We start from the raw sequence: 16796 nt of genomic DNA, 5'->3' as shown, positions 1-16796 counted from the left end.
ACCAGCAAAGCAAATTATATTGAAAATAAACAATTTATTTTTGCCTAACCAGAAGGAGCAAACGTAGAGCTCCTCATAATGATTAATTAAACAACTAAACTATTATAGCAAGATAGCAAGTATTAACAATAATGCCTATGTTTAATCGATTTGAAGTACCAATACAGTACTGCATATGCTATGCCGGAGGCTAATAAATCCGCAGTTGGTGAAGATAACCACACGCCATTAAAGCCAAAAAATAGTGGCATAATATAAAGTGTTGGCAATAAGATCAAAATTTGCCTTGAAAGGCTTAACATAATCGATATTCTGGCCATACCAATACATTGGAAGAAACTAGTTGTTACCATTTGAAAACCAACAAAAACAAAAGCCAGTGTAGTATACCGCAACGCTATTGCTGAAATAGCGACTAAATCTTCTTCAGAACTAAATGCTCGAACTAAAGTATCAGGAATAAAAAATCCAAGTATAAAACCTAAACTTGTAATAACCGTGGCAATTTTGACGGCATAAATAAAAGTCGCTTTAACACGTATAAAGTTCTTCGCACCATAATTATAACCAATAATTGGTTGCATACCTTGATTGATGCCAATGACAATCATAATAATCAAGGTGATTAGACGGTTAGCGTTAGAATATGCCGCAATTGCATCATCGCCAGATATCTTAGCTAAGGGAGCATAATGGTTCAGTTGCCAGTTAATAAAAACTACTACAACTGAGGCGGCAATTTGCATCGCAAAAGGTGACATACCAATAGATAAAATGGCTTTGATAAACGTAAAATTGAGCTTGAAATTACGCCGATATAATTTAATGTTACTGTTTTTACTTAAAAAATGTTGCATCACAAATATGAAACTAATGAACATTGACAGTGTTGTTGCAAAAGCAGCACCTCGCATTCCCCAGCCCAAACTAATGATAAAAATAGGTGCTAAAATAATATTGGCAATAACACTGATAAACATAGTCACCATTGCTTTAAATGGATAACCACTAGCCCGCATCATATTATTGTAATTAAACGTTAAGGTTAAAAAGATGCTACCAGGCAAAAATATTTGCAAAAATTCTTTAGCATAACTGTGGTTAACAGGACTAGAACCAACAAAATATAAAACAGGATCGACAAAATAAAGCAATGATAATAGAGTTATGCCGCTTAATACTAGAGTCAGCATAAACGAGGTACCTGCCACTTTTTCGGCTTTATCTTGTTCTCCTCGGCCTAAAAAGATAGAGATACGACTAGCGGAGCCAATACCAACAAGCATACCTATGGCGGCCGCTAAATTCATAACCGGTAAAATAAGACCGGCAGCACTTAGTGCCTCACGTCCAATCCAATGCCCGATGAATATACCATCAATGATATTATAAAGCGTGTTAACGATAGTACCAATTACCGCAGGTAGAGCATATTGCCAAAATAATGCACTAATTTTTTTATTTTTGAAATCGTTATAAATATCGTGAGAGTTTGTCATGTTTGTTATTCCCACTGTTAGATGTTGTAAAAATGTTTCAGGTTAGGCATACGTTTGAGTATGAATATTGACTGTTTATTGTTTGTTAGTTTAACAGACTTATGAATTGTCGATAGCACTTTTTCGGTACTTTGATAAAATAGCTTACAATTTATTATTGTGATTCAAACAGGAATGCCTAATGAGCGTACAAATACAAGAGGTTATTTTACATAAATTAATTAGAAAAAGCGACACTGAAATTGAACTACAACTCCGGGATTCAATACTAGGCAATCAACAAGCAGTGGTTAACTTAATTGAAGATATTAATCGCGTCTATAACAATAAAAGCAAGGCTTATGGGCTATTTAATAGTGAAAGTTTGTTTGAACAATCTCTTAAAGAACTGCGTTTGGGGAACCAAGATTTTTTGCATTTTAGTCAAGAATCAACTAAACAATTGCGCAATGAGTTGGCAAAATATCCCTTTGCTGAAGGTGGAACAGTTATATTTTGCCATTACCGTTACTTAGCCGTTGAATATTTAATTATAGCTGTTTTAAATAGCTGTTTAAGTATGTTGGTAAATGATCAACTTGATATCAATGAAACTCAATATTTAGATATTGATCATGCTGATATCATTGCGCGGATTGATATCACCGAATGGGAAACTGATGCCAATTCAAAACGTTATTTAACCTTTTTAAAAGGTCGAGTCGGGCGAAAAGTATCTGACTTTTTCATGGACTATTTAGGTGCTAGTGAAGGTTTAGATGCAAAAGTGCAAAATAAAACACTGGTTAAAGCAGTTGATGAATATTGCCAACAAATGCAATTTGATAAACAAGATAAAACTATGGCGCGTGACAATGTCTATAATTATTGTCAAACACAACTGCAAGCAGGTGAAGAGATCGAATTAAGAAATCTCGCTAACGAACTGCCATCTAGTACGGATAATAATTTCATTGATTTTGTAAAAAATAATGATTATGACCTGGAAGAAACCTTTCCTATTGATCGAAGTGCCTTGCGGCAGCTGAAAAAATTCTCTGGTAGTGGGGGTGGATTAACCTTAAGTTTTGATTCCGATCTATTAGGCGAACGTGTCAAATGGGATCCACAAACTGACTCATTAGTCATTAAAGGGGTACCACCTAATTTACGTGACCAGCTACAACGTAATAGTGGTTCAAATTAATATTAACGGGAGCCAAAATAAATGAAATACATTGGTGCACATGTGAGTGCTGCTGGTGGAGTTGATAATGCGCCGATTAACGCTTATCAAATTGGTGCAACAGCCTTTGCTTTATTTACCAAAAATCAACGACAATGGCATGCTAAATCGCTTGAACCAGCAATTATTGACAGTTTTCATAAACGTTGTGAAAAATATGGCTTTACTAGCAAGCAGATCTTACCGCATGACAGCTATCTAATTAATTTAGGTCATCCTGATAGTGAACTACTGAATAAATCACGTACGGCGTTTTTAGACGAAATGCAACGCTGTGAACAGCTAGGACTAACCTTACTCAATTTTCATCCCGGTAGCCACTTACAACAAATAACGGTAGATGCGTGTTTAACCCGCATTGCTGAATCAATTAATATTACTTTAGATAAAACGAAAAATGTGGTAGCCGTAATAGAAAATACTGCCGGGCAGGGTTCTAATTTAGGTTATCAATTTGAACATTTAGCCACGATTATTGACCAAGTTGAAGATAAAAGTCGCGTTGGTGTTTGCATTGATACTTGCCATGCCTTTGCTGCTGGTTATGATTTACGTACTGAAAAGGCTTGTCAGCAAACTTTTGATCAGTTTGACAAAATAGTTGGTTTTAAATATTTACGCGGTATGCATTTAAATGATGCTAAAAGCGAGTTAGCTAGCCATGTCGATCGTCATGATAGTCTAGGGAAAGGTAATATTGGTGAAATCGCCTTTAAATATATTATGCGTGATCCGAGAATCGATGAAATCCCAATGATACTTGAAACCATCAATCCAGATATTTGGGCGCAAGAAATTGCATGGTTAAAACAACAGATGAACAAATGAATAACGAAATAATATATTTTTCATTTTAATTTAGGCTGTTTTATTATCCAGTTCACTAGCAAGCGAAACCAACTCGGGTAAAATTTCCAAAATTAAAGCTAATTGTTGCATAACTAATAGATCATTATTAGCTTGTGCATCATTGGTAGGTAGTGTTTCGATATAATCGGTTACTGATTTTTTAATGGATTGAAAATCCGCAGTGATTTTTTTATCATTTAATATATTGATAATATATACCGAAAGATCATCAAATAACTCAATTGTTTGATTAGTGATAATCTTGTCACGATGCGCCCCTAAGGTGGATAAGTAACTAATAAGAGTATGATTCAGGGTTAACAACCGAAATCCTTGATTAATCAAGTCAGGATTTATATGTGGTTCTTTGGTCATCAAACTAATTAGTGAAGATAAATCGGCATTACTATCATGCGTAGCTCGTCTTGCTACTCGATATTGAGGATCGTTAGATTTTCCTGATAAGTACTGATGACCAATTAAGGCTAAATAATGACTATTATCATGGCAAATGCGATCAACTAATTTAGCTAAATTTCTAAACTTCCAGTCAGGCCAGATAAAACTCACCGCCAACCAAGCAATAAAACAACCAATTAAAGTGGCGATAATGCGTGAAATAGCCACAGCAATGCTACTTTCACCAATTAAACTAAAGCTAAAAAATACTAATAGAGTAATAAATGCTGTGGCATAAGCATATTGTGAATTTTTAAATAGAAAAAATAACCAGCCACTTAAAGTAATTAAAATTAGCTGTGCTTCAATAGTTGGGAATAAATAAGTCAGCGGTATTCCGACCATAATTCCTAATATAGTGCCCAGTACTCGTAAAGTTAAGCGATATTTAGTGGTGACATAATTGGGTTGGCAAACAAATAAGCTGGTTAAAATAATCCAATAACCATGGGCAAGTGACGAAAAATCGATAATCATATATCCCACAGACAATACGATACTCATGCGAATAGCATGGCGAAATAAAGCTGATTTAATTGTTAAATTCCATTTGATTTTAATGAAAAGATCATAAATGCCGGTTAACTCTTCATCAATTAACTGGTTATTTTCTTGTTGTTGTGACAAGTGTTGTTCTGTATCAATATTAGCTAGCAACAAATCGATAGCTAGAAGATTTTGATGGAGATTTTGCAATGATTTTATCAATAACACTGTCGCCTTATCGGTACTTTGATACTGATTTATCGCTTCTTCTAAATAACTAAAATAGCGTGAAAATAACGGATCATGCTGGTAAGTTTGATTTAACTTAATGGATAAGGCTAATTTAGCACATGCTTTTGCTTGTAAATTCAAAATTCGAGCAAAGCGAAACAAAATATCACTATGTTTAAAATGCTGACTTAATGCTTGATAATCACCATGTGCAGAACTTGCTCGTTCATGAATATCTTGTGCCACAAAATAGTAACTTAACATCTTTTTAATATAGGTTTGGCCGCGATAGCTTTTTAAACGATTAAATAACGATCGCTTAGTTTGATTAAAAGCAGTGATTAATTGATTATTACTATCAGTAATTTGTAGTGTTTGCTTGCTAAAACCATCTGACTCATCTGGATCGAACATCGCAGCTTTGGCATCCAAATATTGAGCTAATTTTATAAAACAGTTGGATAACGTTTGTTGAGTAGTGCGAATGGGTTGAACAATTGACTCAATTAATGACACTAAATTATACCAAAGCGCCCCCACTAATAAAAAAACAGGTAAAGTATAATTATCCGTATATAAATTATGCCCTAGCATGGTATAAGCAGCAATTAATAACGAACCAAAAGCAATTACACTGTAACGTTGCCCAAGCGCGCCAAGCATTATAAAAATAAAGGTAGAACCGACTAATCCTATAATAAAAAAAGCAGGATAATCAAATAATAATTCCACTGAAAAGGTAGCAATAGCAAAACAAGTTAGGGTAAGTACGATATTAATACAGCGACTTAATAAACGAGTATCAATCTCGCTTAATCCTGCAGCAACCACACCTAATGTTAACGGGATCACTAATGAAACATAACCCAAATACCAAGGCACCAAAGTTGAACCTGTTAAGCTGATTAATATACGGATGCTGAAAAGTAGATTACTGCTATAAAAAACTTTACGTAAAGTTAAGATAAAAGCGTGCACGATCTTTCAGATAATGTCTTATTTTAATTGTTAGATTCAGGTCATTATAGCTTAATTGTTAACAAAAAACTAAACCAGAATAAATGTTAGCAACATTTTTTAATTGCAGAGTAATGTTGATTTTATATAAAGTTATAACTTGATCTCTCCAATAGTATTAATATATTAAATAAAACCGTCTTACGTTAGGTTACCTATCGATTTTACGATAAAATAACCTCTAATCTTGTGATAAATTACAAAGGAATAAAGTGTATGACTACTGAAATGACCACTCTTGATAAAATTAAACAACAAATAGCTGAAAATCCAATTATTTTATATATGAAAGGTTCGCCAAAATTGCCAAGTTGTGGCTTTTCAGCACAAGCTGTGCAGGTTTTGTCACAGTGTGGTGAGCCTTTTGCTTATGTTGATATTTTACAAAATCCTGATATTCGGGCAGAATTACCCAAATTTGCTAATTGGCCAACTTTTCCGCAATTATGGGTTGAAGGCGAGTTGATTGGTGGTTGTGATATTATGTTAGAGATGTTTCAAGCAGGTGAACTACAAACGTTAATAAAACAAACAGCCGCTAAGCATAAAGCCTAAATCTAATATAATTTCTTGATGTAAGAGAGTGAGTTAATCACTCTCTTACTATGCTTAAAAGCTTAAGTCTTACCACTAATTATTCATTACTGACTGACATTTGCCAATGGCCAGCCACCTAAGCGTTTAAAACGATTAACCATTTCACAAAATAAAATGGCTGTTTTTTCCGTATCATACAAGGCAGAATGGGCTTGTTTGTGATCAAACGGAATTTGCGCTGTTTCGCAGGCTTTTGCCAATACGGTTTGTCCAAAAACTAAGCCACTAAGTGAAGCAGTATCAAAGGTAGCAAAAGGGTGAAAGGGATTGCGCTTAATGCTCGCACGCTCGGCGGCGGTCATTAAAAAGCTGTGATCAAAATGGGCGTTATGCGCGACAATAACAGCACGATTACAATCATTAGTTTTAATTCCGGTTCGCACCATTTTAAATATTTCCTCTAATGCAAATTTTTCATCAACTGCGCTTCGTAAGGGATTTGCTGGGTCGATGCCATTAAAGGCTAAAGCTGTTGGCTCTAAAATTGCATTAGCAAACGGCTGAACATGAAATTGTAAAGTTTCATCTAGTTCTAGCCAACCATTATCGTCCATTTTTAAGGTAATGGCGGCGATTTCTAAAATGGCATTGAGTTTAGGATCAAAACCTGAGGTTTCAATATCAATTACAACCGGAAAAAAACCGCGGAAACGGTCACATAATTTAGCGTTGGTCACAATAACTCATCTTATCTGGCAAAAATGAGGCTCATTATGCCAGTTTTTCAACGGTTCGCCTAGTTTTACCTTGATTAAACCCAAACACACAAGAATTTAGCATCACATAAATCAATTTTGCTTAATTAATCTAATTGATTTAATTTATGTTTTGATTGCTCGATTTCTTTAATCCATTGGGCATTTAAACGTTTAGCATGTTTTGGCATATGTTTTAAACGTTGTTCAATAGTTTGTGATACTTGTTTTGCAATATCAATTTGATTCCATGCAATTAAAGTTTGTAGGTAATACGAAATTGCTTCTAAACTTGGGTAATAGCTAATTAAAGCATCAAACTCTTCTTTAGCTTGCTCTTTATCGTTTAGCGAAACCAGAATTTTAGTATAAAGCAAATGCCCCTCATCTGAGTTGTAATTTGGATTTTTTTCACGGAGATAATCAAGCGTAGCTTTGGCTTGGCTAAATTGCTTATCTTCATAAAGGGCATTAGCATATTGCAATAATATATCTGGTGCAGATTTATAAATACCCGTTAGTGCCTGGCGGTAATAAGTTAACGCTTCGTTGGCGCGATTATTATCAACCAATGCCTTGGCTAAGTTGATTTGTGCATCAACTGTGGGGGATAGATCGTATTGGTTTTGTGCTTCACGTAGTTCACGCTGAGGATCAAGCGCTTTGCGTAATTTAGATTCAATTTGATAACCAGTATGGGTATAGCGCATTTCTGGTAAAAAAATTGCGAATAAATAGACCAAACTACCTAAAAAAGGAAAAATAAATAAAATATACAACCAGTATCGATCTTGCTGTGATCGAATTGCATGAACTGCAAAAAAGATCGCTATGGCAGTACTTAATCCAACTCCAAAAATAGGCACAATAATAACCCGCTATTGATAAAGAATCGGGCAAATTTAACATAAAAAACGAGCAAAATAAATATCGGTATCTAAGTCATGAATTATAAAATAGTGATTTTGAATTTTTCATCAATTGATTGGTGCAAATAAGCTATTTAATTTAATCTACCTAATCAATAGGTAAATTAATTACGCCCAGCGTTTATACATTGGCAGTTGAGGGGGAATAATTATTATCTTTTACCTTACATTTTGGATTCATCATTTTTACAGCAAATCTCAATCTTGCTTGGGTAATTTTACCATTTGTGTTTTTACTCTGGATTTAATTGTCAAAAAAAAGTGAAGTTAGTTTGTTTGTAACAGTGGTAAATTCAGCCAGTTATTCAACAACAAATTCACTAAGTATGTTCACTAATAGATAGATTATTTATCAGATTGTTGTACCAAAGGTAATTAAGAAGTTAACACTCAATACCAAACCGATCTGAAGCTGTAATATAGGCCATATAAATGAGATAATAGCAAAAACGACTATAATTATACGCTAACAAATTAATCTTTATTGTGACAAAAATTGGATTAATTTAAGATAAAATTTTCTGTAAAGATGTTTCAGGTTAAGCATACGTTTTAGTATAAATAAGCAGGAGGAACTGTGCAAAATATCGAACTTGAGCAGATCATTAATAATGAATTGCAAATAATACGTTACCGTGACTATGCACCTAATGGACTACAAATACAAGGTCGTAGTGAAATAAAAAAAATTGTCACCGGTGTTACAGCTTGCCAGCTTTTACTCGATCAAGCTGTAGCATTGCAAGCCGATGCCATACTTGTTCATCATGGCTATTTCTGGAAAAATGAGCCACAAACAATCACCGGAATAAAATATCAACGTATTAAGACATTATTACAGCATGATATTAACTTATTAGGCTATCATCTACCTTTGGATGGACATCCGGTATTAGGTAATAATGTGCAGCTTGCTAACTTATTAAATATAACGGTCGATAAACGTGAGGATGACACTGATCTACTGTTTAAAGGAACCTTGAAACAACCAATTACTGCGTTGCAATTTAAACAACAACTTGAGCAACAATTACATAATGGCGAACGGCCAGTGTTATTTTGTGGTGATAATGCACCTACCGTGATAAAGCGTATTGCATGGTGTAGTGGTGGCGGTCAGGATTTTCTTGAAAGTGCAGCCGAGCAAGGTTTTGACGCTTTTTTTACCGGTGAAGTGTCAGAGCGAACTATTCATATCGCTCGTGAATATGGCATTAATTTTTATGCGGCAGGTCACCATGCTACTGAACGTTATGGTATTAAAAAACTAGGTGAATGGTTGGCAACACAGTATAAGTTAGATGTTATTTTTATTGATATTGATAATCCTGCATAACAAAAGTTGAATTTACTTAGGAAATATCGCATACTTGTTAGCAGATTTTTTATTCTTTTGAATTGTTTTATAAATAGATAATATGAGAGGGCATTTTATGTTTACAGGAAGTCTGGTCGCACTCGTTACTCCCATGGATACTAAAGGAAAAGTGGATCATGTAAGCTTAAAGAAATTGGTCGAATATCATATTGCTAATGGCACTTCAGGTATTGTTTCAGTGGGCACCACCGGTGAATCAGCAACGCTTGATCATAACGAGCATATCGATGTCATTAAACGTACCATCGATTATGCCGATGGGCGTATAAATATCATTGCTGGAACAGGTGCTAATGCCACTAAAGAAGCGATTGAATTAACGCGCAGAGTTGAAAATATTGGTGTTGTTGGATGTTTAACCGTTGCGCCATATTATAATAAACCGACTCAAGAAGGCATGTATCAACATTTTAAGGCTATAGCTGAAAGTACTCAATTACCGCAAATCCTTTATAATGTACCCGGTCGTACCAGTAGTGATATTAAACCAGAAACCGTAGGACGGTTATCCAAAATTAAAAATATAGTTGCTTTAAAGGATGCTACAGGTGACTTATCCAGAGTATATAAAACTCGTAAATTAGTAGGTAGTGATTTCAAATTATTAAGTGGCGATGACGCTACTTTTTTAGATTTTATGATTTTAGGTGGTGATGGTGTCATTTCTGTTACTGCTAATGTTGCCGCTAAACAAGTTGCAACAATTTGTGAGCTTGCTGCTAATAATCAAATTCAAGAAGCTCGAGCCGTTAATGACAATTTATTGGCTTTACATAATTATTTATTTATTGAGCCGAATCCTACGCCAGTGAAATGGGCCTGTACTAGAATAGGTTTAATGGCAACTGCGACTATCCGTTTACCAATGGTTTCGTTGACTGATGCTTCAATCCCTGCGGTTGAAAAAGCATTAAAAGATGCTAATTTACTGTGATTTATTTTTATCTAACCATTAATTTATAAGCAGATATCTATGTTTAATAAAACTGTATGTAAATGTGCTGTCCTTAAAATAACTGTTATTATGACAGTTATTACTTCTTTCTTTCTTGTAGGGTGTGGTAATGATCAGAATTATAAGCGAGAAATCGACGGTAATGAAGATTATTTAAATTCGCCATCCCTAAAACCATTAGTAATCCCACAAGGTATTAATATACCAACAGAAGCTGCTGATTTTTATGTTTATCCTGTGGAAACAAAAGGGGCTGTTGGCAAATTAGTCGATATTCGTCCCCCATTATTACCAATTCCAACTATAGTTGATGCTTATGCAAATTATAGTAATGGTGTTGCGACGTTAAATGCACCAGCCAATAGTGGTGTGTGGAGTAGTATTACAACTACTTTAAATCGAAAAAATATCCCAATTAGTAGTAGCGACAATAATACTATTCGCACCGCTAATGCCTTTATTTTAAGTGATGATGAACAACAAACTGTGCAAGCATCCTATGTAATTCAACGCCATACTATAGGTGGAGCTGAAACTATTACTGTGGCTCTAAACTCATTAACTCGTGGCGCAGAGGATCTTTCATCTAATCCATTAGAAGTGCAACGTTATGTTGTTACTTTGTTTAATGCCATAATGGATGATGCAGCACCACCATCAGCACGAATACCTACCAATGAATTGAAAGGTAATGAAAAGCAAGAAGAAACTAATAGCGCATCAGAATTGCTCAAAGATTTAAAAGATAATTAGGTTGCTTGATTTAATAATACCTAATTTTGTTGAGTCTAAAGTTCAGCGAATTCTTAGTTACAACAGGCAAGAAATGAGTTTATCTAACCCAATTTCAGGTCGCAAAGTTTGTTAATGTTGCTATTGGCATATTAATAACAATAGTAAAACAATAACAACAATGAGTTTTGAACCTAAGGAGCGTTTAGCTCCTTAATTATTTATTAGTAATTTGACATAAGGTTATAAACATGAAAAAGTTAGCTGAACTTTATCGGGGTAAAGCAAAAACCGTTTATTCCACCGAAAATCCTGATTTATTAATACTTGAATTTCGTAATGATACCTCAGCGTTTGATGGCTTACATATTGAGCAATTAGATCGTAAAGGCATGGTAAATAATAAATTTAATTATTTTATTATGACTAAATTACGTGATGCTGGCATTCCCACTCAAATTGAGTCCTTATTATCAAATAACGAAGTGTTAGTCAAAAAACTCGATATGGTTCCTGTGGAGTGTGTGGTACGTAATCGTGCGGCAGGATCATTGGTTAAGCGTTTGGGTGTGGAAGAAGGTAAGATTCTAAATCCGCCTACTTTTGAATTATTCCTTAAAAATGATGCCTTGCATGACCCAATGGTTAACGAATCTCACTGTAAAGCTTTTGGCTGGGCAACGGATGCACAACTTACCAGAATGAAAGAACTCAGCTTTAACATCAACACTATTTTAACTGACTTGTTTGCTAAAGCTGGTTTGATTTTAGTGGATTACAAACTTGAATTTGGCTTATTTAAAGGTGAAATCACTTTAGGTGATGAATTTTCACCAGATGGTTGCCGTTTGTGGGAACAAGACACCTTGAAAAAAATGGATAAAGACCGTTTCCGTCAAGGTTTAGGTGGAGTGATCGAAGCATACGAGGAAGTCGCCAAGCGAATTGGTGTACCATTATAATGTTTGCTCAGTTTGACATTTCATTTTTTGTATTATTAGCACTAGCGGCACTGTGTTATTTGACTCACAATAACACAGTAACGTTTGCGGTATTGCTGCTGTTATTATTCAAATTAACCCCATTAGCAACATATTTCCCGTTTTTGAATCAATACGGTCTTACAATTGGTATTGTGATTTTAACTGCTGCGATGATGGTGCCACTCGCTGATGGTTCGTTAAATATTAAAGATATCTTCAAATCCTTTACAACTTGGCAATCATTACTAGCCATATTGGTTGGGATTTTAGTTTCTTGGCTGGGGACTAGGGGGGTATCATTAATTGGCGCTCACCCAACAATTGTTAATGGTTTAATTATTGGCACATTAATTGGTGTGGCTTTTTTCAAAGGTATTCCGGTTGGTCCGCTTATTGCTGCGGGAATACTCTCGTTACTTATTGGAAAAAGTTAGTTTATGCATATTGCTGATAGCACTCGAAAGCTATGGGTTTTACACGGCGATATAACAGTTTTATCTACCAAATTGACTGACATTATTGAGCAAAACCAAGGTGATTGGATCACAGTTACTAACCAAGCTAATTTAGCTACTGCTGGGTTGAACGTTATAACCCCAAATCATACTAAACGTTTATTAGGTCAAGAATTTAAACATGCCATTTTCGATGCGACTGAAGCATTTAATTTAGATGCATTAGCCATGTTAATGGGTACACTGGTTAAAGGTAGTGTTTTAATTTTATTATTACCAGAGCATTTTACTCACTGGCACGATCATGATAGTTTGCGTTGGAACGAAAATCCTTATCCTATTATGGTACCCAATTTTATTGCACATTTAACACAAGTTTTGGCTCAATACAATAATGCTACCAATTATCCATTTACTAATTTAGATAACACATTTTGCAATCTACACGAACAACAAAATGTATTAAAACAATTACTACAAAGCACTAAGATTATTAAGGTAGTGATAGCCAAACGTGGGCGTGGTAAATCAGCTTTAGCCGGTCAATTTAGTCATTATCATCATTGCATAGTCACTGCACCGAACAAAAATTCACTGACAACTTTTTTCCGTTTTGCTAAAGCTACAACGCCATTTTATGCTCCCGATGAATTAATTGTTGCTAATATTGATCCTGTTCCTGAATATTTAATTATTGATGAAGCGGCTATGATCCCACTCCACATCTTAACTAAATTAATACAACTGGCGATCTCAAAGCACAGTCAAATTTTGTTAACCACAACTGTTGAAGGTTATGAAGGAACTGGGCAGGGATTTTTATTAAAATTATTAGTAAACCAATCTTGCGATTTTTTCTATCTGCAACAACCAATTCGTTGGCATGCTGATGACCAACTTGAACAATTTAGTGATCGTTTATTGTTAAATGGTATATTACCGTTCGATACGCAAATACCAAAGGTGAATCAACCTATTAATTATTCGCAGGTTGATCGTCATGATATTCAGGCACTCAAACAGATTTATTATTTATTAAAAATTGCTCACTATCAAACCACTTTAGTTGATTTACGGCGACTGTTTGATGCGCAAAATCTACTGGTGTGGCAAGCTAAAATTGGCGATCAACGTATTGCGGCAGCAATAACCATTAATGAGGGCAATTTAACTGAAGCATTAATTGATGAAATCTGGAAAGGCACGCGTCGGCCTAAAGGTAATTTGGTGGCACAATCGCTGGTGGCTCATGCCGGTGAAAAATTAGCTGCCAAATTACAATCGCTGCGCATTAACCGCATCGCGGTAATGGAGTTGTACCGTCGTCAACATATTGCAAAAAAACTGGTCCAATCCATAACAAATTATGCCATTGGACAGGAAAAGGATTTTGTATCAGTAAGTTTTGCCTTTAGTGACGATAATTATCGTTTTTGGTTAGCCTGTGGTTTTAGCCTAGTCCACATTGCTAGTCGTAAAGAAGCCAGTAGTGGTAGTTATTCGGTGATGGCGATCAAAGCTATTAGCCAGTCAGGGCATACCTTAGTTGCAAAATTGCAACATAAATTACAACGTAATAGCTATTGGTTAAAGCAAATCATCGATCTACCATTTGCCCAACTTGTGACAAGTGACTCTGATCAACGCTTAACCAATGCAGATATTGAAGAATTACGTGGCTTTTGCTACTATCACCGACCTTATGAGGCCACCTATGCCGCACTTTGTCGATTAAATTGCTATAATCGGTCTCAAGCGGTGCATTTAGACTTACCCATTTTAAGTGCATTATTGGCCAATAACACTAATGAATTACCGGTAATACCAACGTTGCCATTAACCGGTAAGAACGCTTTAATGCAAGCGCTAAAACAAGAATTGGCTAAGTGGTTTGCGAATTGGTATTCGGCTAAAAAATAAGCATGCAAATAAAATAAATTGACGCAATAATTAAGGGTGAGTGCATTACATTAATTAAGTAGCTAATTGTAATATCTAGCTACATGCTTAGGTAATATATAGGTTGATTTAAAAAGGAAACAATTGTGAATTATAAGGGTATAAACCACCACCAATCCAATAACAACAATGGCTCACATCAAAATCGATCTGCAAACGGTATTGAGTATTTTATGAAAGGCTGGTCGTTGGCATTTAATCCGGGTATTAAGCGGTTTGTATTTTTACCATTAGTTGCTAATGTTGTCATTATGTCGGCATTATTTTATTGGTTTTTCTCAATGATAACCGGTATGGTTGATTGGGGATTAGCTTTTGTGCCTAACTGGCTCCAGTGGCTTGGTTATATTATTAGTTTTATCATTGTCCTGACATTGGTTATTTTATTTTGTTACTTTTTTAGTACGGTAACTAACATCATTGCTGCTCCCTTTAATGGCTTATTAGCCGAACAAGTTGAAGCTCAATTGACTGGCATACCCGCACCCGACACCAGTTGGATGAGTTTGATTAAAGATTTACCCAGAATATTTGGTCGGGAAATGCAAAAATTGCTTAACTATCTGTTATGGGCAATCCCAATCTTACTCACTTATTTTATTCCCATTATAGGGCAATTTGTTACACCAATTGTTTGGTTTTTATTTACGGCCTGGCAAATTAATATTCAATATGCTGATTATGCCTTTGATAATCACAAAATCAGTTTTCATAATATGCGTGTACTACTCAAACAAGATAAAGTTGATAATCTAACTTATGGTATTTTAGTTAGTTTGTTCACAATGGTGCCATTACTTAACTTAATTATTATGCCAATTGCTGTTTGTGGTTCAACGGCAATGTGGGTGGATCGTTATCGTCATCAAGCATTATTCACGAGTAGTCGTCACAATTTTAATTAATATTAAGCGTTATTTTTAGGGGGATTAGATGGCCAATCATCATCCTCATCATCGTTGTAAGGGATGGGTTTAATCCCTTTCTTTTTTTCAAGGTAAGATTTGTAGTTAAGTTTATTTAACGCTTTAATGGTATTAATAAAAATCCCAATAAGAATAATAACAATTACCCACCAATAATCTTTAAGCCATTCCATGTTAATTCTCGCTAATTGTTAGTTTAAGTGAGTTAATAAGCTATACTTAATTACATTAGTCTATATTAACTGCCTGTGACTTATTCCGTCTTTGTATATATAATTACTTTATACCAGTAATAATTTTTCTAAAATTCGTTGGAAGATCTGTTTTAGTTTAATAATATCCTGACAGCTGGCATTTTCATTAATTTTATGAATAGTCTTGTTCAATACACCAAGTTCAATTACCTGACAGCCCATTTTAGCAATAAAGCGACCATCAGAGGTACCACCACTGGTCGATAATTGTGTGTCAACTTGGGTTAACTCTTTAATGGTGCTAATGGCAGCAGTGGTTAAATCCCCTTGTGGTGTTAAAAATGGATGACCGGAAAGCCGCCAATTTAAGGTGTAGCGCAAGTTATATTTTTGCAATATTTGCTCAACTCGTGCTTTAATCATAGCATCGGTAAGCTCACTACTATAACGAAAGTTAAATTGCACCTTTAAATCAGCAGGGATTACATTTTCAGCCCCCGTTCCACCATTGATATTTGCAACTTGCATAGAAGTGGGAGGGAAGTATTGATTGCCATGATCCCAAACCGTGTTCACCAATTCATGTAAAGCTGGGGCAAAACGATGTACCGGATTATCGGCAAGGTGAGGGTAAGCCACATGACCTTGAACCCCGTGTACGACTAAATTGGCGGTTAGCGAACCACGACGGCCGTTTTTGATTTGATCACCAAGTACTTCATTGCTGGAAGGTTCACCAACAATACAATAATCAACACGTTCTTGGCGGTTAATTAGCATATCTACCACTTTGACGGTACCATCACTAGCGTCAGCTTCCTCATCGGAGGTAATTAGCAAAGCCACTCGCCCAGTATGGTTGGGATTATTTTTAACAAAGTCCTCGGCAGCACATACCATGGCGGCTACGCCACTTTTCATATCCGCAGCTCCACGCCCAAAAAGCATACCATGTTTATCAATGGTAGCGGTAAATGGGGGGTATTGCCATTGGCTTTCATCGCCAGCCGGAACCACATCTGTGTGCCCGGCAAACATCAAGGTTTTGCTATTTGGATCACCATGGTAAGCCCATAGATTTTTAGTTTGACCAATATTGACAGCTTCAATAGTAAAACCTAGCGATGCTAATCGTTCAATAATCATTTGTTGGCAGTTTTTATCATCAGGACTTATTGATTTTTCGGCAATCAATGCGGTAGTTAAGGCAATTACGGGGTCAGTCAT

At 35.5% G+C, this 16796-nt stretch carries 16 protein-coding genes; 10 read left to right on the top strand and 6 right to left on the bottom strand.

What is annotated here, in order from left to right:
* Positions 1-122: 122 nt before the first annotated feature.
* A complete protein-coding gene (locus tag Q0K76_RS08070) occupies positions 123-1499 on the bottom strand; it encodes an MATE family efflux transporter (RefSeq protein WP_294614065.1) in 1377 nt (458 codons plus the stop codon).
* A gap of 181 nt (positions 1500-1680) precedes the next feature.
* Here Q0K76_RS08070 and yejK point away from each other — a divergent pair, with 181 nt between their 5' ends.
* Together yejK and nfo are read left to right on the top strand one after the other, a co-directional pair.
* Positions 1681-2685 carry a nucleoid-associated protein YejK gene (gene yejK, locus Q0K76_RS08065; protein ID WP_294614062.1) on the top strand — a complete coding sequence of 335 codons (1005 nt, stop codon included), beginning with the start codon at positions 1681-1683 and terminating at the stop codon, positions 2683-2685.
* Positions 2686-2706: 21 nt separating this feature from the next.
* Positions 2707-3552, top strand: coding sequence for a deoxyribonuclease IV (nfo, locus tag Q0K76_RS08060; RefSeq protein WP_294614059.1), 846 nt, complete (start codon positions 2707-2709; stop codon positions 3550-3552).
* A gap of 30 nt (positions 3553-3582) precedes the next feature.
* Here the strand turns inward: nfo and yccS are convergent, their stop codons facing one another.
* The gene (yccS, locus tag Q0K76_RS08055) at positions 3583-5727 is read right to left on the bottom strand and encodes a YccS family putative transporter (protein ID WP_294614056.1); all 2145 of its coding nucleotides are present in this window, start codon (positions 5725-5727) and stop codon (positions 3583-3585) included.
* Positions 5728-5994: 267 nt separating this feature from the next.
* Here yccS and Q0K76_RS08050 point away from each other — a divergent pair, with 267 nt between their 5' ends.
* Positions 5995-6321: a Grx4 family monothiol glutaredoxin gene (locus tag Q0K76_RS08050; RefSeq protein WP_294614115.1), complete on the top strand. Its 327-nt coding sequence runs from the start codon at positions 5995-5997 to the stop codon at positions 6319-6321.
* Between the two features lie 86 nt (positions 6322-6407).
* Here Q0K76_RS08050 and rnt read toward each other — a convergent pair whose 3' ends face one another.
* Entirely contained in the window at positions 6408-7043 is a 636-nt protein-coding gene (gene rnt, locus Q0K76_RS08045; protein ID WP_363322440.1) for a ribonuclease T, read from the bottom strand.
* Positions 7044-7165: 122 nt separating this feature from the next.
* The gene (locus Q0K76_RS08040) at positions 7166-7924 is read right to left on the bottom strand and encodes a tetratricopeptide repeat protein (RefSeq protein ID WP_294614050.1); all 759 of its coding nucleotides are present in this window, start codon (positions 7922-7924) and stop codon (positions 7166-7168) included.
* Positions 7925-8564: 640 nt separating this feature from the next.
* Here Q0K76_RS08040 and Q0K76_RS08035 point away from each other — a divergent pair.
* The 7 genes from Q0K76_RS08035 to cysZ all read left to right on the top strand — a co-directional run bounded on the left by Q0K76_RS08035 (position 8565) and on the right by cysZ (position 15354).
* The gene (locus Q0K76_RS08035) at positions 8565-9323 is read left to right on the top strand and encodes a Nif3-like dinuclear metal center hexameric protein (protein ID WP_294614047.1); all 759 of its coding nucleotides are present in this window, start codon (positions 8565-8567) and stop codon (positions 9321-9323) included.
* A gap of 97 nt (positions 9324-9420) precedes the next feature.
* The gene (dapA, locus tag Q0K76_RS08030; RefSeq protein ID WP_294614043.1) at positions 9421-10299 is read left to right on the top strand and encodes a 4-hydroxy-tetrahydrodipicolinate synthase; all 879 of its coding nucleotides are present in this window, start codon (positions 9421-9423) and stop codon (positions 10297-10299) included.
* A gap of 39 nt (positions 10300-10338) precedes the next feature.
* Positions 10339-11073, top strand: a complete 735-nt coding sequence (gene bamC, locus Q0K76_RS08025) for an outer membrane protein assembly factor BamC (protein WP_294614040.1) — start codon at positions 10339-10341, stop codon at positions 11071-11073.
* 230 nt (positions 11074-11303) lie between these two features.
* Positions 11304-12014: a phosphoribosylaminoimidazolesuccinocarboxamide synthase gene (gene purC / locus Q0K76_RS08020; protein WP_294614037.1), complete on the top strand. Its 711-nt coding sequence runs from the start codon at positions 11304-11306 to the stop codon at positions 12012-12014.
* Complete coding sequence (locus Q0K76_RS08015) at positions 12014-12469, top strand: DUF441 domain-containing protein (RefSeq protein ID WP_294614034.1); 456 nt, start codon at positions 12014-12016, stop codon at positions 12467-12469. The genes purC and Q0K76_RS08015 overlap by 1 nt, the downstream gene beginning before the upstream one ends.
* Before the next feature lie 3 nt (positions 12470-12472).
* Positions 12473-14410: a GNAT family N-acetyltransferase gene (locus Q0K76_RS08010; RefSeq protein WP_294614031.1), complete on the top strand. Its 1938-nt coding sequence runs from the start codon at positions 12473-12475 to the stop codon at positions 14408-14410.
* Between the two features lie 140 nt (positions 14411-14550).
* On the top strand, positions 14551-15354 hold the full coding sequence (gene cysZ / locus Q0K76_RS08005; protein ID WP_294614112.1) for a sulfate transporter CysZ: 804 nt from the start codon (positions 14551-14553) through the stop codon (positions 15352-15354).
* Between the two features lie 2 nt (positions 15355-15356).
* Here the strand turns inward: cysZ and Q0K76_RS08000 are convergent, their stop codons facing one another.
* Positions 15357-15548, bottom strand: coding sequence for a hypothetical protein (locus tag Q0K76_RS08000; RefSeq protein ID WP_294614028.1), 192 nt, complete (start codon positions 15546-15548; stop codon positions 15357-15359).
* Between the two features lie 108 nt (positions 15549-15656).
* Complete coding sequence (gene dapE / locus Q0K76_RS07995; protein ID WP_294614025.1) at positions 15657-16796, bottom strand: succinyl-diaminopimelate desuccinylase; 1140 nt, start codon at positions 16794-16796, stop codon at positions 15657-15659.

The organism is uncultured Gilliamella sp. (genome assembly GCA_945271295.1).
In the GTDB taxonomy this organism is placed as follows: domain Bacteria; phylum Pseudomonadota; class Gammaproteobacteria; order Enterobacterales; family Orbaceae; genus Gilliamella.
Note: the sequence above shows the minus strand (reverse complement) of the source record. Positions and strands in the feature narration are given on the sequence as shown.